At 70.6% G+C, this 20,045-nt stretch carries 21 protein-coding genes; 5 read left to right on the top strand and 16 right to left on the bottom strand.

Annotation, left to right across the window (positions count from 1 at the left end; genetic code table 11):
- A partial coding sequence (locus GWK15_RS21465) for a 3-keto-5-aminohexanoate cleavage protein (RefSeq protein ID WP_168043440.1) occupies positions 1–101 on the bottom strand: 101 nt, incomplete at its 3' end.
- Between the two features lie 65 nt (positions 102–166).
- Entirely contained in the window at positions 167–1,165 is a 999-nt protein-coding gene (locus GWK15_RS21460) for a Bug family tripartite tricarboxylate transporter substrate binding protein (RefSeq protein WP_168043439.1), read from the bottom strand.
- Between the two features lie 145 nt (positions 1,166–1,310).
- On the opposite strand from GWK15_RS21460, the gene GWK15_RS21455 reads away from it, so the two are divergent.
- Positions 1,311–2,198, top strand: a complete 888-nt coding sequence (locus GWK15_RS21455) for a shikimate dehydrogenase (protein WP_168043438.1) — start codon at positions 1,311–1,313, stop codon at positions 2,196–2,198.
- Here GWK15_RS21455 and GWK15_RS21450 read toward each other — a convergent pair.
- From GWK15_RS21450 to GWK15_RS21435, 4 genes are all read right to left on the bottom strand, one after another.
- Complete coding sequence (locus GWK15_RS21450; RefSeq protein ID WP_168043437.1) at positions 2,183–2,854, bottom strand: TetR/AcrR family transcriptional regulator; 672 nt, start codon at positions 2,852–2,854, stop codon at positions 2,183–2,185. The genes GWK15_RS21455 and GWK15_RS21450 overlap by 16 nt on opposite strands.
- Positions 2,855–3,377: 523 nt before the next feature.
- Positions 3,378–4,310 carry a dihydrodipicolinate synthase family protein gene (locus GWK15_RS21445; RefSeq protein WP_168043436.1) on the bottom strand — a complete coding sequence of 311 codons (933 nt, stop codon included), beginning with the start codon at positions 4,308–4,310 and terminating at the stop codon, positions 3,378–3,380.
- A gap of 31 nt (positions 4,311–4,341) precedes the next feature.
- A complete protein-coding gene (locus tag GWK15_RS21440; protein ID WP_168043435.1) occupies positions 4,342–6,078 on the bottom strand; it encodes an IlvD/Edd family dehydratase in 1,737 nt (578 codons plus the stop codon).
- The gene (locus GWK15_RS21435; protein ID WP_168043434.1) at positions 6,075–7,121 is read right to left on the bottom strand and encodes a 4-hydroxythreonine-4-phosphate dehydrogenase PdxA; all 1,047 of its coding nucleotides are present in this window, start codon (positions 7,119–7,121) and stop codon (positions 6,075–6,077) included. Before GWK15_RS21435 ends, GWK15_RS21440 begins: the two co-directional genes overlap by 4 nt.
- Positions 7,122–7,270: 149 nt before the next feature.
- On the opposite strand from GWK15_RS21435, the gene GWK15_RS21430 reads away from it, so the two are divergent.
- On the top strand, positions 7,271–7,954 hold the full coding sequence (locus tag GWK15_RS21430; RefSeq protein ID WP_168043433.1) for a GntR family transcriptional regulator: 684 nt from the start codon (positions 7,271–7,273) through the stop codon (positions 7,952–7,954).
- A gap of 82 nt (positions 7,955–8,036) precedes the next feature.
- On the opposite strand, the gene GWK15_RS21425 is transcribed toward GWK15_RS21430, so the two are convergent.
- The 7 genes from GWK15_RS21425 to GWK15_RS21395 all read right to left on the bottom strand — a co-directional run bounded on the left by GWK15_RS21425 (position 8,037) and on the right by GWK15_RS21395 (position 14,583).
- Positions 8,037–8,315: a hypothetical protein gene (locus GWK15_RS21425; RefSeq protein ID WP_168043432.1), complete on the bottom strand. Its 279-nt coding sequence runs from the start codon at positions 8,313–8,315 to the stop codon at positions 8,037–8,039.
- 76 nt (positions 8,316–8,391) lie between these two features.
- Entirely contained in the window at positions 8,392–9,723 is a 1,332-nt protein-coding gene (locus GWK15_RS21420) for an NAD(P)/FAD-dependent oxidoreductase (RefSeq protein WP_168043431.1), read from the bottom strand.
- A gap of 8 nt (positions 9,724–9,731) precedes the next feature.
- Positions 9,732–10,535, bottom strand: coding sequence for an ABC transporter permease (locus GWK15_RS21415; protein WP_168043430.1), 804 nt, complete (start codon positions 10,533–10,535; stop codon positions 9,732–9,734).
- On the bottom strand, positions 10,528–11,379 hold the full coding sequence (locus tag GWK15_RS21410; RefSeq protein ID WP_168043429.1) for an ABC transporter permease: 852 nt from the start codon (positions 11,377–11,379) through the stop codon (positions 10,528–10,530). The genes GWK15_RS21415 and GWK15_RS21410 overlap by 8 nt, the downstream gene beginning before the upstream one ends.
- On the bottom strand, positions 11,360–12,412 hold the full coding sequence (locus GWK15_RS21405) for a polyamine ABC transporter ATP-binding protein (RefSeq protein ID WP_168043428.1): 1,053 nt from the start codon (positions 12,410–12,412) through the stop codon (positions 11,360–11,362). Before GWK15_RS21405 ends, GWK15_RS21410 begins: the two co-directional genes overlap by 20 nt.
- A gap of 9 nt (positions 12,413–12,421) precedes the next feature.
- The gene (locus tag GWK15_RS21400) at positions 12,422–13,492 is read right to left on the bottom strand and encodes an ABC transporter substrate-binding protein (protein ID WP_168043427.1); all 1,071 of its coding nucleotides are present in this window, start codon (positions 13,490–13,492) and stop codon (positions 12,422–12,424) included.
- A gap of 23 nt (positions 13,493–13,515) precedes the next feature.
- Entirely contained in the window at positions 13,516–14,583 is a 1,068-nt protein-coding gene (locus GWK15_RS21395; RefSeq protein ID WP_338147309.1) for an ABC transporter substrate-binding protein, read from the bottom strand.
- Between the two features lie 462 nt (positions 14,584–15,045).
- Here GWK15_RS21395 and GWK15_RS21390 point away from each other — a divergent pair, with 462 nt between their 5' ends.
- Positions 15,046–15,717 carry a tyrosine-protein phosphatase gene (locus tag GWK15_RS21390; RefSeq protein ID WP_168043426.1) on the top strand — a complete coding sequence of 224 codons (672 nt, stop codon included), beginning with the start codon at positions 15,046–15,048 and terminating at the stop codon, positions 15,715–15,717.
- Here the strand turns inward: GWK15_RS21390 and GWK15_RS21385 are convergent.
- On the bottom strand, positions 15,704–16,348 hold the full coding sequence (locus GWK15_RS21385) for a CatB-related O-acetyltransferase (protein ID WP_168043425.1): 645 nt from the start codon (positions 16,346–16,348) through the stop codon (positions 15,704–15,706). The genes GWK15_RS21390 and GWK15_RS21385 overlap by 14 nt on opposite strands.
- A complete protein-coding gene (locus GWK15_RS21380; RefSeq protein WP_168043424.1) occupies positions 16,345–17,505 on the bottom strand; it encodes an MFS transporter in 1,161 nt (386 codons plus the stop codon). Before GWK15_RS21380 ends, GWK15_RS21385 begins: the two co-directional genes overlap by 4 nt.
- A gap of 113 nt (positions 17,506–17,618) precedes the next feature.
- On the opposite strand from GWK15_RS21380, the gene GWK15_RS21375 reads away from it, so the two are divergent.
- Both GWK15_RS21375 and GWK15_RS21370 read left to right on the top strand, forming a co-directional pair.
- Entirely contained in the window at positions 17,619–18,746 is a 1,128-nt protein-coding gene (locus tag GWK15_RS21375) for a CaiB/BaiF CoA transferase family protein (protein ID WP_209442338.1), read from the top strand.
- The gene (locus GWK15_RS21370; protein ID WP_168043422.1) at positions 18,743–19,522 is read left to right on the top strand and encodes an enoyl-CoA hydratase-related protein; all 780 of its coding nucleotides are present in this window, start codon (positions 18,743–18,745) and stop codon (positions 19,520–19,522) included. The genes GWK15_RS21375 and GWK15_RS21370 overlap by 4 nt, the downstream gene beginning before the upstream one ends.
- 106 nt (positions 19,523–19,628) lie before the next feature.
- Here the strand turns inward: GWK15_RS21370 and GWK15_RS21365 are convergent, their stop codons facing one another.
- Complete coding sequence (locus GWK15_RS21365) at positions 19,629–20,021, bottom strand: metallopeptidase family protein (RefSeq protein ID WP_168043421.1); 393 nt, start codon at positions 20,019–20,021, stop codon at positions 19,629–19,631.
- Positions 20,022–20,045: the final 24 nt, after the last annotated feature.

The raw sequence follows: 20,045 nt of genomic DNA, 5'->3' as shown, positions 1-20,045 counted from the left end.
TCGATCTGCTCGGCGACCGTCACCGGCAGCGCCGGGTTGTCCTTCCTGCGCGGCACCGATCCGGTGATCGCGACGGAGATGATGCAGGGCTCGCCGGCCATGGCCGCGCTCCTCGGTCAGGACGTGGCGGGGCGGCGGCGGGGTGGCCCCCGCCGCCGCGGGCGCTTCACTCCGCGGTGATGCCGCGGGCGCGGATCAGTTCGCCCCACTTCGCGGTTTCCGCCCGGTAGTAGGCCTGCCACTGGTCGGGCGTGCCCGGCGTGGGGAAGATCGAGTTCTGGCGGAGCCGTTCCAGCACCTCGGGGTTGCGCATCACCGCGTCCTTGGCGGCGGCGAGGCGCGCGACGATCGGCGCCGGGGTGCCGGCCGGGGCGAGCAGCGCGAAGTTGCTGGTCGCCTCGAAGCCGGGGAAGCCGCTCTCGGCAATGGTCGGGACCGTCGGCGCGAGCGGGTTGCGCTCGAGCGTGCTGACGCCGATCGCGAGGATCTGGCCGGCCTGCATCAGCGGCAGCGCGGTGACGCCGTCCACCATCGCGACCTGCACCTCGTTGGTGATCAGCGCCTGCACGGCCGGGGCGCCGCCGCGATAGGTGACGTTCTCGATCTGGATGCCGGCGCTGCGCAGGAACAACTCGGTCGCGAGATGCGCCGAGGAGCCGGCGCCGGAGGAGGCATAGGACATGCGCCCCGGCGCTTCCTTCGCCTTCGAGACCAGCTCGGCGATGGTCCGCACGCCGATGCGCGGATTGACGCAAAGGAAGATCGGGGAGACCGCGACGCGGCCGATGCCCGCGAAGGCCGTGTCGTCGTCATAGCCGCGGTTGGGGAACAGGTGCCGCGACATGGCGTAGGTCGAGTTCACGCCGAGCAGCAGCGTGTAGCCGTCCGGCCGGGCCCGCGCGACCGAGGCATGGCCCACCGTGCCCGAGGCGCCCGGCCGGTTGTCCACGACGACGCTGCCGCCCAGTTCGCGCGACAGCGCCTGCGCCACGACGCGGGCGACGAAGTCGGTCGACCCGCCGGGCGCCCAGGCGACCACGATGGTGATTGGGCGGGTGCCCGGATAGGCGTCCGCGCCCTGGGCGCGGGCCGACCGCGTGGCGCCGGCGGCGGTGGCGAGAAGGCTGAGGGCCCCGAGGCCGAGGCGACGACGATCGAGCGACATTTCGCTGCTCCCTGAACGATTTCCCTGCACGGCGGCCGGCGGATCGTTCCGCTTTCGCCTTCCGTGTTGACGTGTATGTACTAGTTCGTACAAAATCAGGTCAAGCGGAATCGTCACCGCCGCGACCGCCTGGAGGAACGCCGCCATGACCCGCTGGGACCAAGCCCCCGCCCTGCTCGCCGGCCTGATCGGCCAGGGGATCGGCGGTTCGCGCACGCCGGCGATGCATGAACGCGAAGGGGCCGAGCACGGGCTGCGCCTGGTCTACCGACGCATCGATCTCGACGCGCTGAAGCTCGGCCCGGAGGCGCTGCCCGACCTGCTGTGCGCGGCCGAATGGATGGGCTTCGCCGGGCTCAACATCACCTATCCCTGCAAGCAGGCGGTGGTGCCGCTGCTAGACGAGCTCTCGCCGGGCGCGCGCGCGCTCGGGGCGGTGAACACCGTCGTGCTGAAGGATGGCCGCCGCATCGGGCACAACACCGACCTCACCGGCTTTGCCGAGGCGTTCCGGCGCGGGCTGCCCGGCGTCGCGCGGGACCGCGTCGTCCAGCTCGGCGCCGGCGGCGCGGGTTCCGCGGTCGCGCAGGCGCTGCTGTCGGAGGGTGTTGGCCGGCTGACGATCGCCGACACCGACCAAGCCCGCTCTCAAGCGCTCGCCGCCGACCTGCGGGGCCGCTTCGGTGCCGGCCGCGCCGAGGCCTGCGCCGACCTGCCCGCCGCGGTGGCGGCGGCGGACGGCATCGTGAACTGCACGCCGGTCGGCATGGCCAAGCTGCCGGGCACGCCGCTGCCCGTCGCGCTGCTGCGCCCGGCGCTCTGGGTCGCCGAGATCGTCTACTTCCCGCTCGAGACCGACTTGCTGCGCGCCGCGCGCGCGATCGGCTGCCGCACGCTGGACGGGGGCGGCATGGCCGTGTTCCAGGCGGTGGACGCCTTCCGCCTGTTCACCGGGCGCGAGCCCGATGCGGAGCGGATGCTGCGCCACTTCGCGGACATGTCGGCCGCGGCGGTGGCTCAGGGCGCGACGTAGCGCAGGATCGCCTCGGTGATCATGCGCCGGTGCGCCGCGGCGACGTCCGGCGCGCGTCCGTCGCGGCCGAAGATCGCCTTCAGCGTGTGGCGGTTCGACACGCGGTAGAAGCAGAAGGAGGAGATCAGCATGTGCAGGTCGAGGGCATCGAGCCCCGGCCTGAACGCGCCTTCGCGCTCGCCGCGATCGATCAGCGCGACGAGCGTGCTGATCACCGCCGCGTTGCGTTCCCGGATGACCGGGGAGGCGGCGACGTTCCGTCCTTCGTGGATGTTCTCCACGCTCACCAGGCGCACGAATTCGGGATGCGCGGCGTGATGGTCGAAGGTCACCTCCACCAGGCGTCGCAGTGCCTCGATCGGGGGCAGCCCGTCGATGTCGAGGGCGGCTTCCGCGTCGCGCATCCCGCCATAGGCCCGTTCGAGGACCGCCGCGTAGAGCTGCTGCTTGCCGCCGAAGTAGTAGTAGATCATGCGCTTCGTGGTGCGCATCCGGGCGGCGATGTCGTCCACGCGCCCGCCGGCGAAGCCCTTTTCGCTGAACTCCGCGGTCGCGGCCTCGAGGATCTCGCGGCGGGTCTGCTCGGGCGCGCGGCGGCGAACGGTCTCCGCGGCATCCTCCCGCACGGCCGTGTCGGATCCGTCAGCCGATCCCATGGTGGATGAACTCTCTGTTTCGTTCAGTCGGTGAGTATAGCTCGTGGCTAGGTTGGGTCCACGAGAGTGTGGCGGGCGGGACCGTCGTCGTCACGGAGCAGCCCGCTGGCTGCGGCGTCGAGCGTCCGACGCTGACGCTGCGGTTCGACGACGTGCCCGACCTAGCGCTGCCGGATCCGGCAACAGCACGCTGCCGGCCGCGATCGCTTGGTCCCTGGCCCCCGGACGGTCGTGACGCCGCTCGGCTATCGTGGTGCATGGGCCGGCGCATTCAACGCGGCCGCATGGGTGCCCGCCGCTGGGCGGTGGGCACCGCGGTTCGCCCGATGTCCTCCCTTCGGTAGAAGCCGGCCATCCGCGAGCACGACCATGCCGAGGTCGCCGCCTTCGCGTATCGGCCGTGCCGCAGCACGAAGGCGATCTCCTCGCGACGTTACGGGTGCCATTCCACGGCACGCTCGATGCTTGGTCCCCGCGCCTCGAAAAGCCGCAGGGTTCGAGGGCGGGGCGAACGTCCCGGCGTTCACCGCCCCCAGCGCAATACGAGCGGATCGAGCCGCCGCGCGATCTCGATCAGGCCTGCGCGCGTGGCCGGGTGGAGTTGCGCGATCGGGTGTCGCGCCATGCCGCAGCGGATCACGCCGCCCTCCTCCATCAGCGCCTTGGCGGCGAGCAGGCCGCATTGCCGGTTCTCGTAGTTGATCAGCGGCAGCCAGCGGGCATAGGCGGCGACGGCGTCCTCGCGCCGCCCGGCCAGGTAGGGATCGGTGATCTGGCGGATGCCGTCGGGGAAGCCGCCGCCGGTCATCGAACCATTGGCGCCGGCATCGAGGTCGGCCATCAAGGTGATCGCCTCCTCCCCGTCCCACGGACCAACGATGGCATCGCCGCCGAGCTCGATGAGCTCGCGCAGCTTCGCCGCGGCCTGCGGCACCTCGATCTTGAAATAGGCGACATTGGCGATCTCGCGCGCCATGCGGGCGAGGAAGGGTGCCGAGAGCGGCGTGCCGGCGACGGGCGCGTCCTGGATCATGATCGGGATCGAGATCGCGTCCGACACGCGCTGGAAGAAGTCGTGGATGCCGCGCTCCGCCACGCGGATCGTCGCGCCGTGATAGGGCGGCATGATCATGACCATGGCCGCGCCGAGGTCCTGCGCGCGGCGGCTGCGCTCCGCGCAGATGTGGGTCGCGAAATGCGTGGTCGTGACGATGACGGGGACGCGCCCGGCGACGTGCTTCAGCACGGCCTGCATCACCTCCTCGCGCTCCGCGTCCGTCAGCACGAACTGTTCGGAGAAGTTCGCGAGGATGCACAGCCCCTCGGAGCCGGCATCGATCATGAAGTCGACGGCGCGGCGCTGGCCCTCCAGGTCCAGCGCGCCGTGCTCATTGAAGATGGTGGGCACCACGGGAAAGACGCCGCGGTAGCGCGGCATGGCGGTCGTGTCGGTCATGCGTGTCCCTCCAGGATCGTCCGTGCCGGGATCAGTGGTTGTCGCGCGCGACGGGCGATCCGCTGCTGCCCTGCAGGAAGTCGAGGTCGACGCCCTTGTCGGCCTGCAGCACGTGATCGACGTACATCTTCGTGTAGCCCCGCTCGGCGAGCGGGATCGGCGGCGGCGTCCAGACGGCGCGGCGGGCCGCGAGTTCCGCCTCCTCGACATGCAGGTGCAGGCTGCGCGCCGGAACGTCGAGGGTGATCATGTCGCCGTTGCGGACCAGCGCGAGATTGCCGCCCGCCATCGCCTCCGGCGCGACGTGCAGGACCACGGTGCCATAGGCCGTGCCGGACATGCGCGCATCCGAGATGCGGATCATGTCGCGCACCCCCTTGCGGAGCAGCTTCGGCGGCAGCGGCATGTTCCCCACCTCGGCCATGCCGGGATAGCCCTTGGGGCCGCAGTACTTCAGGACCATGACGCAGCTCTCGTCGATGTCGAGATCCTCGTCGTTGATGCGCGCGTGCAGGTCCTCGATGCTCTCGAACACCACGGCGCGGCCGGTGTGGCGCAGCAGGTGCGGGGACGCCGCCGAGGGCTTGATGACCGCGCCGTCCGGGCAGAGGTTCCCGCGCAGCACCGCGATGCCGGCCTGGGGCTTGAAGGGCGCGTCGTAGGCGTGGATGACGTCGCGGTTCCAGCACTGCGCGTCGGCGACGTTCTCGGCGAGGCTGCGGCCATTGGCGGTCAGCGCATCGCCATGGAGCAGCCCACGCTCCACCAGGTCCTTCAGCACCACGGGCAGGCCGCCGGCGTAGTAGAAATCCTCCATCAGGTGTTCGCCGGACGGGCGGAGGTTCACCAGGCAGTTCACCTCGCTGGCGAGGCGGTCGAAATCCTCGAGCGTCAGCTTCACGCCGATACGGCCGGCGATCGCCAGCAGGTGCACGACGGCGTTCGTGGAACCGCCGATCGCGGCGAGGGTGCGGATCGCGTTCTCGAAGGCCTCCCGCGTCAGGATCTTCGTGAGGCGGAGATCCTCCTTCACCATGTCCACGATGCGCCGGCCGGCCAGGCGCGCGAGCTCGTTCCGCCGGGCATCCACCGCGGGGATCGCGGCATTGCCGGGCAGGCCGACGCCCAGCGCCTCCACCATGCAGGCCATGGTCGATGCGGTGCCCATGGTCATGCAGGACCCGGCCGAGCGCGACATCGCACTTTCGGCCTCGTGGAATTCGCGCAGCGTGATCTCGCCGGCGCGGAGCTGCTCGCTCATGGAGATGGTGTTGGTGCCGGACCCGATCTTCTGGCCGCGGTAGTGGCCGTTCAGCATCGGGCCGCCGGAGACGCCGATCGTGGGCAGGTCGACGCTCGACGCGCCCATCAGCAGGGCGGGCGTGGTCTTGTCGCAGCCCATCAGCAGCACCACGCCGTCGAGCGGATTGGCGCGCAGCGCTTCCTCCACGTCCATGGAGGCGAGGTTGCGGTAGAGCATCGCGGTCGGGCGGAGCTGCGTCTCGCCCAGCGACATGACGGGGAATTCGAGGGGATAGCCCCCGGCCTCGAGGATACCGTAGCGGACGTGTTCCGCGACGGTGCGGAAATGGCCGTTGCAGGGCGTGAGCTCGGACCAGGTGTTGCAGATGCCGATCACCGGGCGCCCGTCGAACTGGTCGTTGGGCAGGCCGCGGTTGCGCAGCCAGGACCGGTAGTAGAAGCCCATCTTGTCCTGGCGGGCGAACCAGGCGCGGGACCGCAGCTTGGGCGGGGCGTCGTCGGTCATGCGGCAGGTCCTTCGGAGGCAGCTGCGTTGCGATGGGCCATGCGGGCGGCGAGCAGCATCGCGTTGCGCATGGCGCCGGGATGGGCGATGCCCTTGCCGGCGATGTCGTAGGCCGTGCCGTGGGCCGCCGTGCAGATCGGGAAGGGGAAGCCCCCCAGCAGGGTCACGCCCGCCTCGAAGCCGAGCAGCTTCATCGCGATCTGGCCCTGGTCGTGGTACATGGTCAGCACGGCGTCGAAGTCGCCGCGCTTGGCGCGGACGAAGACGGTATCCGCCGGGAAGGGCCCATCGCAGGCGATCTGCGCGCGCCGGCCGGCGTCCACGGCGGGGCCGATGACGTCGATCTCCTCGCGCCCGAAATTGCCGTTGTCGCCGGCATGCGGGTTGAGCGCGGCGACGGCGATCCGCGGGCGTGCGACGCCGGCGGCGCGCAGCGCCTCATGCGTCAGGCGGAGATTGTCGAGGATCGCGTCCTGCGTGAGCAGCGCTGCGACGTCCTTCAGCGGCACGTGGGAGGTGACGCGCGCGTTCCACAGCCCCTCGAGGACATTGAATTCCTTGGCCGTGCCGTGGAAGCCGATGGCCTCGGCGGTGAAGCCGATCTCGTCCTCGTAGCCCGGGGTGACCAGGCGCATCGCCGCCTTGTTGAAGGGGGAGAAGCAGACCGCGTCCGCCTCCCCCGCCGCGGCCATCTTCAGGGCGCGCAGGAAGTTGCGCGTCGCGAAGCGGCCGCCCTGTTCGGAGATCTCGCCGCGCGGCACGTCGGCGGGATCGCAGTGCTGCAGGTCGACCAGCAGCGGGCGGCCCGGGGTGCGGCGCGGCGGCACCTCCCCGTCGCGGACCAGGTCGATGTCGAGCGCGAGACCGGCGATGCGGGCGCCTTCGGCCAGCACGCGCGCATCGCCGATGACGGTGATCTCCGCGGCAGAGCGGACCGCGTCATCGGCCAGCACCTTGGCCGTCAGTTCGGGGGAGATGCCGGCGGCGTCGCCCATGGCGAGGGCGAGGCGCGGCAGGCCGGCGAGGGATGCGTCCTTGGACATCGTTGTTCCCCGAGCATCCCGTCGCCGCGTTTGGCCGACCGAGAAGTTCCATCACTGGTTGCAATTTTGTATGCAGTCATAATGTCGTAATATCGCCATCGGGCGGGCGTCAAGCGACCTTCGCGCCGCGCGGGGACTGGAGCAGTTGGATGGGGGCGGCCGATCTCGAGGAACCGCAGGCCGGGGGACGCATCGTGCGGCGATCCCTGCAGGAGGATGTCGCGGTCCGGCTGCGGGACATGATCACCCAGGGCGTGATCCCGGCGGGGGCACGCATCAACGAGGTCGCGCTCTGCGCCCAGCTCGGCGTGTCGCGGTCTCCGCTGCGGGAGGCGGTGCGCGTGCTCGCGGGCGAAGGCCTGGTCGAGCTGGTGCCGGCGCGCGGGGCGGTGGTGCGGCGGCTCACCATGAAGGACATGGCCGACAACCTCGCGGTGCTGAAGGCGCTGGAAGGGCTGGCCGGGCGGCTCGCCTGCGAGGTGGCGACCGACGCCGCGATCGCCGCCGTCGTCGCGCTGCATCGGGAGATGATGGACCGCTACGCCGCGCGCGACAGGCTCGCCTACTTCAAGCTCAACCAGGCCGTGCACACGGCGATCGTCGCCCTGTCGGACAACGCCGCGCTGGTGCGCGCGCATGAGGCGATCCAGTCGCGCATGCGCCATATCCGCTTCATCGGCAATGCCGGGCCCGAGAACTGGGCCGGCGCGGTGGCGGAGCATGAAACGATGATCGCCGCGCTGCAGGCCCGCGACGGGGAGGCGCTGGCCGCGGTGCTCGGCCAGCACCTGGACCGTACCTTCGAGCGCGTGAAGGGGCTGCTGCCGCGTTGACGTGGCGGCCGCGGCGCGGCGAGCGAAGCGAGCTTCGCGGCTGGCACATCGTCCGGCTGGCGCCGCGGCACGGCCGATATGGCTATCGCCGGATCACCATCTTGCTCCGGGCCCGCGGGCCGGTCGGCGCGTCGCGGCCGCGATGGCGTTCGAAGGCGGGGCGGTGGAACAGCTTCCAATCATCGGCCTGGTAGATGTCCAGCACGGACATCGTGCCGGACACGCCGATGCAGGATGTGCAGTGCGCGAAGTCCGCGCTGAACAGATGCGTCGGGTGGACCGACGCGCAACGGTCGGCGAAGGCTGGCAGGGCTTCGGCGGCCGGGTCCATCTCGACGAGGTAGAAGACCGGACCGCTCATGCCATCCCCCTGCGCCAGAGCAGATCCCGATCAGGTGGAATCACCTGATCGGGTGAGGATGCTCACGGAAATGGCTCTAGGCCGCCTTCCTGTCCAGCCAGTCGCGGAAGCGGTACCAGCTCCCGACCATCGGGAGCATCCAGGGATTGCCGGTGTAGAAGGCGCGGGTGGGGAAATCGCGCCCGTCGAAGACGGGCAGCTTGTTGGACTTGCCGAGCAGCTTCTTGCCGACCTCGGCCCCCAGGTAGGACAGCATGGCGACGCCGGCGCCGTTGCAGGCCATGGCGTAGTGCAGCCCCTTCTGCGTCACGCCCATATGCGGCAGGTAGTCGAAGGCGAAGGCGACGTTGCCGGTCCAGGCATGGGTCACCCGCACGCCCTTCAACTGCGGCCAGCGCGCCAGCATCATCGCATGCAGGATCGGCGCCGAGACTTCCGGCGTGACCTGCGTGAAGCGTGCGCGGCCGCCGAAGATGACGCGCTTGTTGTCGTGCGACATGCGGTAGTAGGTCAGGATGCGCCGGCTGTCCGCCAGCGTCCGCTGGTTCGGGATCAGGCTGCGCGCGAGCTCGGGGTCGAGTTCCTCGGTCGCGATGATGTGCGAGGCGACGGGGATCAGCCGGCGCCGGAGGTCCGGCGTCAACGAGCCAGTATAGCCATTCGTCGCGATCACCACCTCGCCCGCCTCGATCGGCCCGCGCGACGTCTCGACGCGCCAGCCCGTCGCCGTGCGCGTCAGCGCGCCCGCCTTGGTGCGGCCGAGAAGGGTGGCCCCGCAGCGCTGCGCCGCCTGCATCAGGCCGCGGTGATAGAGCCCCGGATGGATCTTCCCGGTGCGATTCACCAGCATGCCGCCGTAGTAGTAGTCGGAGGCCATCTCCTCCCGCTGGCGTGCGCGCGGCAGCATGGACGCGTCGGCATTGGCGAATTCGTTCAGCGTGTCGATCTTCGCCGCCATGCCGTCGTAGTGCTTCGGCGTCCAGGCGCCGACGAAGCGGCCGGTGCGCTCGTAGAAGCACTGGATGTTCTCGCGCTGCACCAGCGCCTCGATATGGGCCAGGCCCTCGGAGGCATCGCCCATGATGGCGCGCAGCCAGTCGCGCATCTCCTCGGGGCTCTGCCGGCCTTTCGCGCCCGACAGGCCCTTGCCGACATTGTTGCCGCCGGACACCCCGCCGCCGTTGCGGGTCGAGGCGCCAAAGCCCAGCGGCTCGGCATCGAGCACGACGGCCCTGGTGCCGCCGCGGCCGAGCTCGATCGCGCAGTTGAGGCCGGTGAGGCCACCACCCACGATGACGACATCGGCCTTCGGCGGCAGCTCCGCTGGCGGGTCGTCCTCGCCCATCGCGATGGCTTCCCACCAGAAGGGCTTGGCCTTGAAGTCGGGGTGGAAGACGGAACTGTCCATGGTCGTCCTCAGCGCGTCATGGTCGTGGTCAGCGCGCCACGGCCGAACAGGCTGGTCAGGCCGAGCGCGACGCCGACCAGCAGGATCTGCAGCACCGACACCGCCGCGATGGTCGGGTCGATCTCCATCATGATGTTGTCGAACATCTTCTTCGGCAGCGTCATCGAGGCGCCGGAGAGGAACATCGCCAGCACCAGCTCGTCGAAGGAGCTGATGAAGGACAGGAAGGCGGCGGAGACGAGCGAGGGGCGCAGCTGCGGCAGCGTGACGCGCCATATGATCGCCGGCCAGCCGGCGCCGAGGCCGGCCGCGGCCTGTTCCTGCGCCTCGTCGAAGCCGCGCAGGCCGGCGCTGACCAGGATGACGACGAAGGGCAGCGCCAGGACTGTGTGCGCCACCGCCACGCCGTACCATTCGCCGATGAGCTGCAGCCGGGCGAAGACGCCGTAGAGCGCGATGGAGATGATGATGGTCGGCACGATGATCGGCGCCGCCGCCAGGCGGTCCAGCACCCGCACGCCCGGCAGGCGGGACCGCACGAGGAAGAAGGTGAGCGGCACGCCGAGCCCCATGGCGAGCACGGTGCACAGGCTCGCCACCTTCACGCTTCGGATGGTCGCGTCGATCCAGCTCGGGTCATCGAGGTAGCGCTGGTACCACTGCCAGGAGAAGCCGGGCGGCGGGAACTGCAGGTAGGCCGCCGAGGAGAGCGAGATCGGGAAGACCACTGCCAGCGGCAGCAGCAGGAACACGAAGACCAGCCCGGCGAACAGGCCGAGCAGGATCTGGCTGACGCCCCGGCGCCTACGCATGGCGCGCGCCCCGGGTTATGCGCCCGATCAGCGCGTAGATCGCGAGCGTCGCCACCAGCAGCACCGTGGACAGCGCCGCGGCGAAGGGCCAGTCGAGGAACTCGCGCACCTGCTGTTCGATCAGCATCGAGACCATGATGACGCGCCCGCCGCCGAGCAGCGCCGGCGTGATGAAGAAGCCGAGCGACAGCACGAAGACCAGGGCGCAGCCCGCGGATACCCCCGGCAGCGAGAGCGGGAAGGTCACGCGCAGGAAGGACCGCCAGGCCGGCGCGCCGAGGCCCTCGGCCGCCCGCGACAGATCCGGGTCGATCCGCAGCAGCGAGGCGTAGATCGGGAACACCATGTAGGGCAGCAGCACATGCACCATGCCGATCAGCACGCCCGAGGTGTTGTGCAGCAGCGGCAGCGGCGCCTCGATCAACCCGGCGTCGCGCAGCCAGCGATTGACCACGCCGTTCCGCCCGAGCAGCACCAACCACGCGTAGGTCCGCACCAGCACCGAGGTCCAGAAGGGCAGCAGCAGGGCGAACATGCCGAGCGCGACGCCCCATCGGCCGGCCCGTGACAGCCAGAAGGCCACCGGATAGGCGACCACCAGGCAGATCGCCATGACCATGGCGGCGATCTTCACGCTGTCGAAGAGGACATACAGGTACAGCTCGTCGAGCGTCGCCTTCTCGAAATTCGCGAGCGTGCCGTCCTCGACCGACATGGCCAGCAGCCGCAGCACCGGCCAGGCGAAGATGATGCCGAGCAGCAGCAAGGCCGGAACGGCCAGCAGGAACAGCGCGGTCTCGCGGCGCCGGGCGATGGTGCGCCGGCTATCCCCGGGGGACGACATGCAGGTCCTCCGGGGCGAAGCCGATCGCGACCGTCTCGCCCTCGCGCGCGGGCGGCGGATCTGACGGGCGAAGCGACAGGCGGGCCAGCACCTCGCCGCCGCCGTCGAGCGCCAGGCGCAGCTTGGCGGATTGGCCGAGGAAGACGGTCTCGACCACCCTGCCCTGGCCGCGGCACGGCATGGCGGCGGCATCGGCGGCGACGCGCAGCGCCTCGGGCCGCAGCAGCAGCGTCACGGGCCCGTCCGGCTGGCCGGCCGGCAGTGGCACCGCACCGAAGCCGGGAATGGAGGCGCTGCGGTTCCTTGCCGCGCCGTCGAGAAGGTTCGATTCACCGAGGAAGTCGGCGACGAAGCGCGTCGCCGGGCGGGCGTAGAGATCGCCCGGCGGCCCCACCTGCTCGATGCGCCCCTTGTCCATCACCGCGATGCGGTCGGACATGATCAGGGCTTCCTCCTGGTCATGCGTGATGAACAGGGTGGTCAGGCGCAGCCGCCGCTGCAGCCGCCGCACCTCGAGTTGCAGTGCCTCGCGCAGCTTGCGGTCCAGCGCGCCGAAGGGTTCGTCCAGCAGCAGCAGGCGCGGCCCGAAGACGATGGCCCGCGCCAGGGCGACGCGCTGCTGCTGCCCGCCCGACAACTGGCGCGGCAGCCGCTCGCCATAGCCCTCGAGTTCCACCAGGCGCAGCGCCTCGGCGACGCGGCGCGCGATCTCCTCGCGCGGGCGGCGGCGCATCTCCAGCGGGAAGGCGACGTTCTGCGCCACGCTCATATGCGGGAACAGCGCGTAGTTCTGGAACACCATGCCGACATCGCGCCGGCGCGGGGGCGCGAGGGTGACGTCCTCGCCGCCCAGCAGCACGCGCCCTTCGTCAGGGATCTCGAAGCCGGCGACGGTCTTGAGCAAGGTCGTCTTGCCCGAGCCGGACGGGCCGAGGATGGTGAGGAATTCGCCCTCGGCGACGTCGAGGTCGACGCCGCCGAGTGCCACGACCTGTCCGAAACGGCGGACGATGCCTTTGACCGAGAGTTCCACGCGCCTGTCTCAGCCCCGCTGCAGCATCCAGCGGTTCCAGCGTTCCTGCGCGCGGGCGCCGTTCTCGGTCCACCAGCCCACATTCAGCCAGAACTGGCGTTCGAGATTGGCCGGCGCCGTGGGCAGCAGCGGACGGATGTCCTCGGCGACGAAGCTCGCCGTGTCCGGATGCAGGCCGGCATAGGACAGCTCGGTCGCATACATCGCCTGCAGCCGCGGGTTGGTCATGACCTGCAGCAGCTGCTGGCCCCAATAGGCGTTGCGGGTGCCGCGGGGGATGCCCCAGGCGCTGGACTTCAACGAGCCCTGCGCGAATTCGGTGCCGACTGGCGCATTGCGGCGCGACAGTTCGAAGAAGCGCCCGTTCCAGCCGGTGGCGAGCACGACTTCCCGGTCCACCAGCATCTGCGCCGGCTGCGCGCCGGTCGTCCACCACACCGCGATGTGCGGGCGGATCTGGTCCAGCTTGCGGAAGGCGCGGTCCATGTCGATCGGATAGATCTGGTCCATCGGCACGCCGTCGGCGAGGAGTGCGAATTCGAGGTTGTCCACCGGATGGTTGCGCAGCGACCGCGCGCCGGGGAAGCGCCGGACGTCCCAGAACTCCGCCCAGCCCTTCGGATGCGATCCGTCGCGGAACACGTCGCTGCGGTAGCCGAGCGCGGTGGAATAGGCGGAGCCCACGAAGACGTGCGAATGGCGCCCCACCGCCGGGTAGCGCGACAGGTCGACGATCGAGGTGTCGATCGGCTCCAGCAGGTTGAGCTCCTTGGCGCGCTCGGCATCCTGGCCGCCGATCTCGGTGACGGTCCATTCGGGATTGCCGCTCGCGACCATCGCGCGGAGCTTGCCGAAATCGACCGGCGAGGTGTCAACCACGCGGATGCCGTGCAGGCGCTCGAACTCGACGAAATAGGCGCGGCGGAGATTGGTCGCCATGCCGCCGCCCGAGGCGTTCACCACGATGCGGTCGGGCTTGGGTGGTGCGGCGCCCTGGGCGAAGGCCGGAAGGGGCAGGCCTGCGGCCGCGATGCCGCCGGCGGCCTGCAGGAGGCCCCGTCGGTTCGTCAGGATCGTCATCGTCACACCTCCCTTTGGCGTTCTCAACGCTGCAGCATCCAGCGGTTCCAGCGTTCCTGCGCGCGGGCGCCGTGCTCGGTCCACCAGGCGAGGTCCATCCAGAACTGCTTCTCGAGGTTGGCGGGGGCGGCGGGCAGCAGCGGGCGGATGTCCTCGGGCACGAAGCTGATCGTCTCCGGATTCAGCCCGGCATAGGACAGCTCGGTCGCGTAGGCGGCCTGCAGGCGCGGATTGGTCATAGTGCGGAACAGCTGCTGGCCCCAATAGGCATTCCGCGTGCCGCGCGGGATGCCCCAGGCGCTGGTCTTGAGCGAGCCGCCGGTGAATTCCGTGTTCACCGGCGCGCCGCGACGGGTGAGTTCGAAGAAGCGGCCATTCCATCCGGTGGCGAGCACGACTTCGCGGTCCACCAGCATCTGCGCCGGCTGCGCGCCGGTCGTCCACCACACCGCGATGTGCGGGCGGATCTCGTCCAGCTTGCGGAAGGCGCGGTCCATGTCGATGGGATAGAGCCGGTCCATCGGCACGCCGTCGGCGAGCAGCGCGAATTCGAGGTTGTCGACCGGGTGGTTGCGCATCGACCGCGCGCCGGGGAAGCGCCGGACGTCCCAGAACTCCGCCCAGCCCTTCGGATGCGTGCCGTCCGGGAAGACGTCGGTGCGATAGCCCAGCGCGGTCGATGAGGTCGCGCCGACATAGACGTGCGACTGCCGCGCGATGGCCGGAAAGCCGGTGAGGTCGACGATGCTGGTGTCGATCGGCTCCAGCAGGTTCAGCTCCTTGGCGCGTGCCGCATCCTGGCCGCCGATCTCGGTGACGGTCCATTCGGGATTGCCGCTCGCGACCATGGCGCGAAGCTTGCCGAAATCGACCGGGGAGGTGTCGACCACGCGAATGCCGTGCTCGCGCTCGAAGGCCGAGAAGTAGAAGCGCCGAAGGTTGCTCGACATCGAACCGCCCGAGGCATTGACCACGATGCGGTCAGGCTTCGGCGGCGTGGCGGCCTGGCCAAGCGCGAACCGCGGCAAGGCACCGGCGCCAAGAGTGCCGGCGGCGAGGAAGATCTGTCGGCGGGTCGAATGGATCGTCACGGAGCCCTCATGTGGTCGTGCGGTGCCTGGCGAGCCGCGGTCGCGGCTGGAGCAGACAGCAAGGCGGCCTGAGCCGTCGTCGAGGCACGCGCGCGCCGTGCGATCGGCGCCGCGGCGCGACCAGACTCGGCTGCGCAAGACATCCCGGTGCTAGCGGGGTCGCGGCGCAGTGAACCTTGGTGCGCACGCCGTGCCTGTCGGGATATCGTTGTGCATGAGGGACGCCTTCCTTTGAAATCGCATTATTCTCCATAGTGTGATCACAAAAAGACGCGCGTGCAAGACGCATCGGGCCCTCCGACGGCATCGCCCGAACTCCGGCCGTGCCGGCATCATCCTTCGGAGCCTCAGCCTGCCCGCCCCACCGAGGTCCAGTGATCCAGGGGCGCGAGAGGCCCTGACGGATGTCCCTCGCCCCCGGGATGCCAACCGCCCCCGCGGCCGCTATAAGCTCCGCCGCTCATGTCCGACCGCGACCTCGCATCGCCGGGCAGCCGCCGGGCTGCCTGGCTCAACAGCCTCTTCGTCGACCATGCCCTCCTGCGCCTCGGCTGGCGCAATTGGGGCGTGGTCGAGAGCGGGCGGCTGTACCGCTCCAACCACCCGATGCCCTGGCAGCTCGAGCAGGCGGTGCGGCGCTACGGCATCCGCACCGTGATCAACCTGCGCGGCCATCGGGAGGCCTGCGGGTCCGACGCGCTCGGGCGGCAGGCAGCGGCAGATCTCGGGCTCGAGCATATCGACGCGCCGCTCGAGAGCCGGGGCGCGCCGCACAAGGACCGCATCCTGCGCCTCGCCGGCATCTTCGCGCGGATGCAGGAACCGGCGCTGATCCACTGCAAGTCGGGCGCGGACCGCACCGGGCTCGCCGCCGGGCTGTGGCTGCTGCTGCAGGGGCGGCCGGTGGAACAGGCGCTCGATCAATTGTCGCTGCGCTACGGTCACGTCGCGGCGGCGCGGACCGGCATCCTCGACGCCTTCTTCCGCACCTATGCGGGCTTCGTGAAGGAGAAGGGGCCGAAGCCCTTCCTCGACTGGGTGCGGGACGACTATTCGGAAGACGCGCTGCGCGCCGAGTTCCGCAGCACCCCCTGGGCCGACCGGCTGGTCGACGGCGTGCTCAGGCGCGAGTGAGCGCGGCGAGGTCGCCCTTCACCAGCGCGGGCACGGCGCGCGCCACGCGCTCCGCCGGCCAGTCCCACCAGGCGATGTCGAGCAGCCCGGCGATGGTATCGGCGTCGAAGCGCATCCGCACGACCCGCGCGGGATTCCCCGCGACGACGGCATAGGGCGGCACGTCCTTCGAGACGACCGCGCGCGCCGCGACGACCGCGCCATGCCCGATCGTCACCCCCGGCAGCACGAGGCATTCCGTGCCGAGCCAGACATCGTTGCCGACCACGATCGGCCCGCCGCCGCGCCAGGGATACTCGGTCAGCGGCAGCGCCTCGGCGAAGGCGCCGCCCATGATGCCGAAGGGGTAGGTGGACGGCCCGGCCATGGCGTGGTTGGCGCCCGGCATCAGGAAGGTCGCGCGATGTGCGATGGCGCAGTAGCGCCCGATCGCAAGGCTGCCGAAGCCGTAGTTGTAGCGCACGCAGAGCTCGAGGAAGCGCAGCGGGTCCTCATGGTCGTGATAGTAGGAGAAGTCGCCCGCGATGACGTTCGCGACCTGCGGGGTCCGCGCCAGCAGGGGCTTGAGGAAGACCATCCCCGGGTGTTCCGGCATCGGGTGCAGCGCGTCGGGATCGGGCGGGGCGGTCATGCGGTGCTCCGGGGCGCGAGGCGCAGATACACCGGCACCGCGGCGAGCGCGATGCCGAGGAAGGCGACGCCGGCAAGCAGCGGCGCCTCCGGCGCGCCTGTGACGTCGCGCGCAAGGCCCGCGAGCGGCGGCAGCACGGCGAGCGATCCGTAGAACAGCGTGTAGTGGACGCCCATGCCGAAGGCGCGGCTCGGCGCCGAGAGCGCGCGGCCCACCATCGCCATCACCAGCGAGGCCGGCGGGCCCGCGATCAGCCCGAACAGCAGCAGCGACACCCAGGGCGAGAACCCTGCGACGACCGCGAGCAGGCAGCCGGCCATGCCCGCCATGCAGGCGATGACGGTCAGCACCGGCCGCCCCCAGCGCTCGGCGAGCGCGCCGCCGATCGGCAGCAGCGGCAGGATGCCGAAGCCGACCAGCGAGGCCGCGATGCCCGCCTGGTCCGTGCCCCAGCCGCGCGCGACCAGAAAGGCCGGCCCGAAGCCCAACGCCACCACGAAGGCCGCGTTGTAGAAGCCCCAGATGGTCCCCGCGCTGAGCAGCGGCGCCCATTCGCTCCGCAGCAGGCCGCCGCGCCGGGCCGGCGCCGCCCCCCCGCCATCCCCGCGGGGCAACAGGAACCACAGCGGCAGGAAGGATGCGGCACAGACGACGGCGGACAGCCACAGCCCGGCGCGCCAATCCGTCCCGAGCAGCGGCAGCACGACGAGCGCGATGCCGATGCCGCAGGGCCAGGCCATCAGCATCAATCCCAGTGCGGGCGCGAGCGCGGCCCCGTGGAAGCGGTCCAGCACCATCTTGGCGCAGGCGATCGACAGCAGCGCGCCGCCCAGGCCCGCGACGCACCGCCCGGCGATGGCGACCGCGAAGCCCGGCGCCAGCGCGAGCACCGCGCCGCCGAGGCCCATCAGCCCCACGCCCCAGAGCAGCACTGCCCGGTCCCCGATGCGCGCCATCACCCAGCCGGCCGGCAGCGCGATGGCGATGCCCGCGAGCGAATAGGCGCCGATCAGCGTGCCGAGCTCCGTCCAGTCCGCCGCGAGCGTGCCGATCAGCAGCGGCCCGAGCGCGCCGACCACCTGGAACTGCGCCCCCATGGCGGCGCGCGAGGCGGCGAGGATGCCGAGTTCCGCCCAGCGGCTGCGGGGCGCGCTCATGCGCGGAAGTCTTCGGCGTCGGGCATCGCGCGCAGGGTAGCGGCCCCCCCTCTGCCGGCAAGGGCGCGCGGGGCCTATGCTGGCCGCAAGGACTGCAGGAGGGAATGCGAGGAATGCTGCCGCTCGACGGGGTACGCGTGATCGAGGTGGGCCAGGCGCTGGCCGGGCCGCTCGCCGGCGCCATCATGGCCGACATGGGGGCCGACGTGATCAAGGTGGAAAAGCCCGATGGCGGCGACGATGCGCGCGGCTGGGGCCCGCCCTTCGCGGCGGATGGCGTCACCTCGCTCTATTTCCACGGCCAGAACCGCAACAAGCGATCCATCACGCTGGATCTCAAGAAGGCCGAGGACGTCGAGGCGCTGCACCGCCTGTGCGAGACCGCCGACATCCTGATCCAGAACCTGCGCCCCGGCGTGGTGGAGGAGATCGGCATCGGGCCTGATGCGATGCTCGGGCGGCATCCGCAGCTGATCTATTGCTCGATCTGGGCCTTCGGCGACCGTGGGCCGATGAGGATGAAGCCGGGCTTCGACCCGCTGCTGCAGGCCTATGGCGGCATGATGAGCGTCACCGGCCGCCCCGAGGATCCGCCGACCTTCTGCGGCGCGTCCATCAACGACAAGGCGACGGGGATGTTCACCGTGATCGGCGCGCTCGGCGCGCTGCGCCGGCGCGACATCACCGGCAAGGGCGGGCTGGTCGACACCTCCCTGTTCGAGACGGCGGTGCATTGGGTCGAGGGGCAGGTGAACAACCACCTCGCGACCGGGGACGTGCCGAAGCGCCACGGCACGGGCGGCGCGGTGATCGTGCCCTACCAGGTCTTCGATTGCGCGGACCGGCCGATGTGCCTCGCGGCGGGCAATGACAGGCTGTGGGCGCGCTGCGCGAAGGTGCTGGGGCATCCGGAATGGGCGACGGATGAGCGCTTCGCGAAAGGTGCCGCGCGCGTGCGCAACAAGCCCGCGCTGATCCCGCTGATCGCGGCGGTGCTGAAGACGCGCCCGCGCGACGAATGGATCGCGGCGCTGGAAGGCGCGGGCGTGCCCTGCGCACCGGTCAACGATATCGGCGAGGTCGTGGCGAGCGAGCAGTTCGCCGCCATGGAGATCGTGCAGCAACTGCCCGGCGGGCCGAAGGTGGTCGGGCTGCCGATCGCCTTCGACGGCGTCCGTCCGCGGTCGCAGCGCGGCGCGCCGAAACTGGGCGAACACAACGAGGAGGTGCTGGGTCGATGAGCGAACTGAAATACTGCCGCGTCGAGGACGAAGGCCGCCTGCGCATCGTCACGCTGAACCGGCCCGAGGTGATGAACGCCCTGCACAGCGAGGCGCATTTCGAGCTCGAGAAGGTGTGGGACGAATTCGCGGCGAACCCGGACCTCTGGGTCGCGATCGTCACCGGCGCGGGCGATCGCGCCTTTTCCGCGGGCAACGACCTGAAGGTGCAGGCGGCCGGCAAGCGCGGGCCGACGCCGCCTTCGGGCTTCGCGGGGCTGACGCTGCGCTTCAACCTCGACAAGCCGCTGATCGCCGCGGTGAACGGCATCGCCATGGGCGGCGGCTTCGAGATTGCGCTCGCCTGCGACCTGGTCGTCGCCGCCGAGAACGCGGTCTTCGCCCTGCCGGAGCCGCGCGTCGGCCTGGTCGCGGGCGCGGGCGGCGTGCACCGGCTGCCGCGCATGATCGGGCAGAAGCAGGCGCTCGGCATGATACTGACCGGGCGGCGTGTGAGCGCGGCCGAAGGCAAGACGCTCGGCTTCGTCAACGAGGTCGTGCCGCAGGGCGAGGCGCTGGCCGGGGCGAAGCGCTGGGCGGCGCAGATCCTGGAATGCTCGCCGCTCGCGGTGCGCGCGTCGAAGCAATGCGTCTATGCGGGGCTCGACGAGCAGACGCTCGAGACGGCGATCACCACCATGTATCCGTCGCAGCAGCGCAACCGGGACAGCCAGGACTACATCGAGGGGCCGAAGGCCTTCGCGGAGAAGCGCAAGCCGAACTGGCAGAACCGGTAGGGCGCCTTCCGGTCCTGCCGGAAACGGCACCGGCCCGCACCCCCACCCGGCCACCCATCCAGGAGACTGTCGTTGGGTAGCCGGTGCCGCGCGATCGGGCGACGACCTAGTCGTCTTCCTCAAGCCGCGCGATGTCGTCATCCGACAGGCCGAAATGGTGGCCGATCTCGTGGATGAGGACGTTGCGCACCAGGCGGAACAAGTCCTCCCCGGTCTCGATCCATTCGAGCAGGATGGGTTCGCGGAACAGCAGGATGCGGTCCGGTTCGCGCGGGATGTCGCCGACCGACTTCGCTGTCAGCGGCACGCCCTGGTAGAGGCCGGTCAGTTCCCAGGGGCTTTCGAGGCCCATGTCGCGGGTGATCTCGTCGTCGGGGGTGTCCTCGACGAGGATGGCGGTGCCGCGCACGAGGTCGCGCAGCGGGGCGGGGATTGCGGCGAGCGCGTGCTCGGCCATCTCAACGAGGTCATCGAGGCCGGGCGGGGTCGAGAAGCGCATGGCGCTCCATGCGCGGGCGGCCCT

It is taken from the genome of Neoroseomonas oryzicola, from assembly GCF_012163135.1.
GTDB lineage: Bacteria > Pseudomonadota > Alphaproteobacteria > Acetobacterales > Acetobacteraceae > Neoroseomonas > Neoroseomonas oryzicola.
The sequence above is the reverse complement of the archived record's forward strand: the minus strand, read 5'-3'. Positions and strand labels throughout refer to the sequence as shown.

Excerpts from the sequence above, each read along its gene's own strand:
- GWK15_RS21400 (WP_168043427.1), bottom strand. The coding sequence starts at position 13,492 with ATGACGATCCTGACGAACCGACGGGGCCTCCTGCAGGCCGCCGGCGGC.
- GWK15_RS21370 (WP_168043422.1), top strand. The coding sequence starts at position 18,743 with ATGAGCGAACTGAAATACTGCCGCGTCGAGGACGAAGGCCGCCTGCGC.
- GWK15_RS21445 (WP_168043436.1), bottom strand. The coding sequence starts at position 4,310 with ATGACCGACACGACCGCCATGCCGCGCTACCGCGGCGTCTTTCCCGTG.
- GWK15_RS21385 (WP_168043425.1), bottom strand. The coding sequence starts at position 16,348 with ATGACCGCCCCGCCCGATCCCGACGCGCTGCACCCGATGCCGGAACAC.
- GWK15_RS21380 (WP_168043424.1), bottom strand. The coding sequence starts at position 17,505 with ATGAGCGCGCCCCGCAGCCGCTGGGCGGAACTCGGCATCCTCGCCGCC.
- GWK15_RS21455 (WP_168043438.1), top strand. The coding sequence starts at position 1,311 with ATGACCCGCTGGGACCAAGCCCCCGCCCTGCTCGCCGGCCTGATCGGC.
- GWK15_RS21365 (WP_168043421.1), bottom strand. The coding sequence starts at position 20,021 with ATGCGCTTCTCGACCCCGCCCGGCCTCGATGACCTCGTTGAGATGGCC.
- GWK15_RS21450 (WP_168043437.1), bottom strand. The coding sequence starts at position 2,854 with ATGGGATCGGCTGACGGATCCGACACGGCCGTGCGGGAGGATGCCGCG.
- GWK15_RS21420 (WP_168043431.1), bottom strand. The coding sequence starts at position 9,723 with ATGGACAGTTCCGTCTTCCACCCCGACTTCAAGGCCAAGCCCTTCTGG.
- GWK15_RS21440 (WP_168043435.1), bottom strand. The coding sequence starts at position 6,078 with ATGACCGACGACGCCCCGCCCAAGCTGCGGTCCCGCGCCTGGTTCGCC.
- GWK15_RS21430 (WP_168043433.1), top strand. The coding sequence starts at position 7,271 with ATGGGGGCGGCCGATCTCGAGGAACCGCAGGCCGGGGGACGCATCGTG.
- GWK15_RS21390 (WP_168043426.1), top strand. The coding sequence starts at position 15,046 with ATGTCCGACCGCGACCTCGCATCGCCGGGCAGCCGCCGGGCTGCCTGG.
- GWK15_RS21460 (WP_168043439.1), bottom strand. The coding sequence starts at position 1,165 with ATGTCGCTCGATCGTCGTCGCCTCGGCCTCGGGGCCCTCAGCCTTCTC.
- GWK15_RS21410 (WP_168043429.1), bottom strand. The coding sequence starts at position 11,379 with ATGTCGTCCCCCGGGGATAGCCGGCGCACCATCGCCCGGCGCCGCGAG.
- GWK15_RS21375 (WP_209442338.1), top strand. The coding sequence starts at position 17,619 with ATGCTGCCGCTCGACGGGGTACGCGTGATCGAGGTGGGCCAGGCGCTG.
- GWK15_RS21425 (WP_168043432.1), bottom strand. The coding sequence starts at position 8,315 with ATGAGCGGTCCGGTCTTCTACCTCGTCGAGATGGACCCGGCCGCCGAA.
- GWK15_RS21415 (WP_168043430.1), bottom strand. The coding sequence starts at position 10,535 with ATGCGTAGGCGCCGGGGCGTCAGCCAGATCCTGCTCGGCCTGTTCGCC.
- GWK15_RS21435 (WP_168043434.1), bottom strand. The coding sequence starts at position 7,121 with ATGTCCAAGGACGCATCCCTCGCCGGCCTGCCGCGCCTCGCCCTCGCC.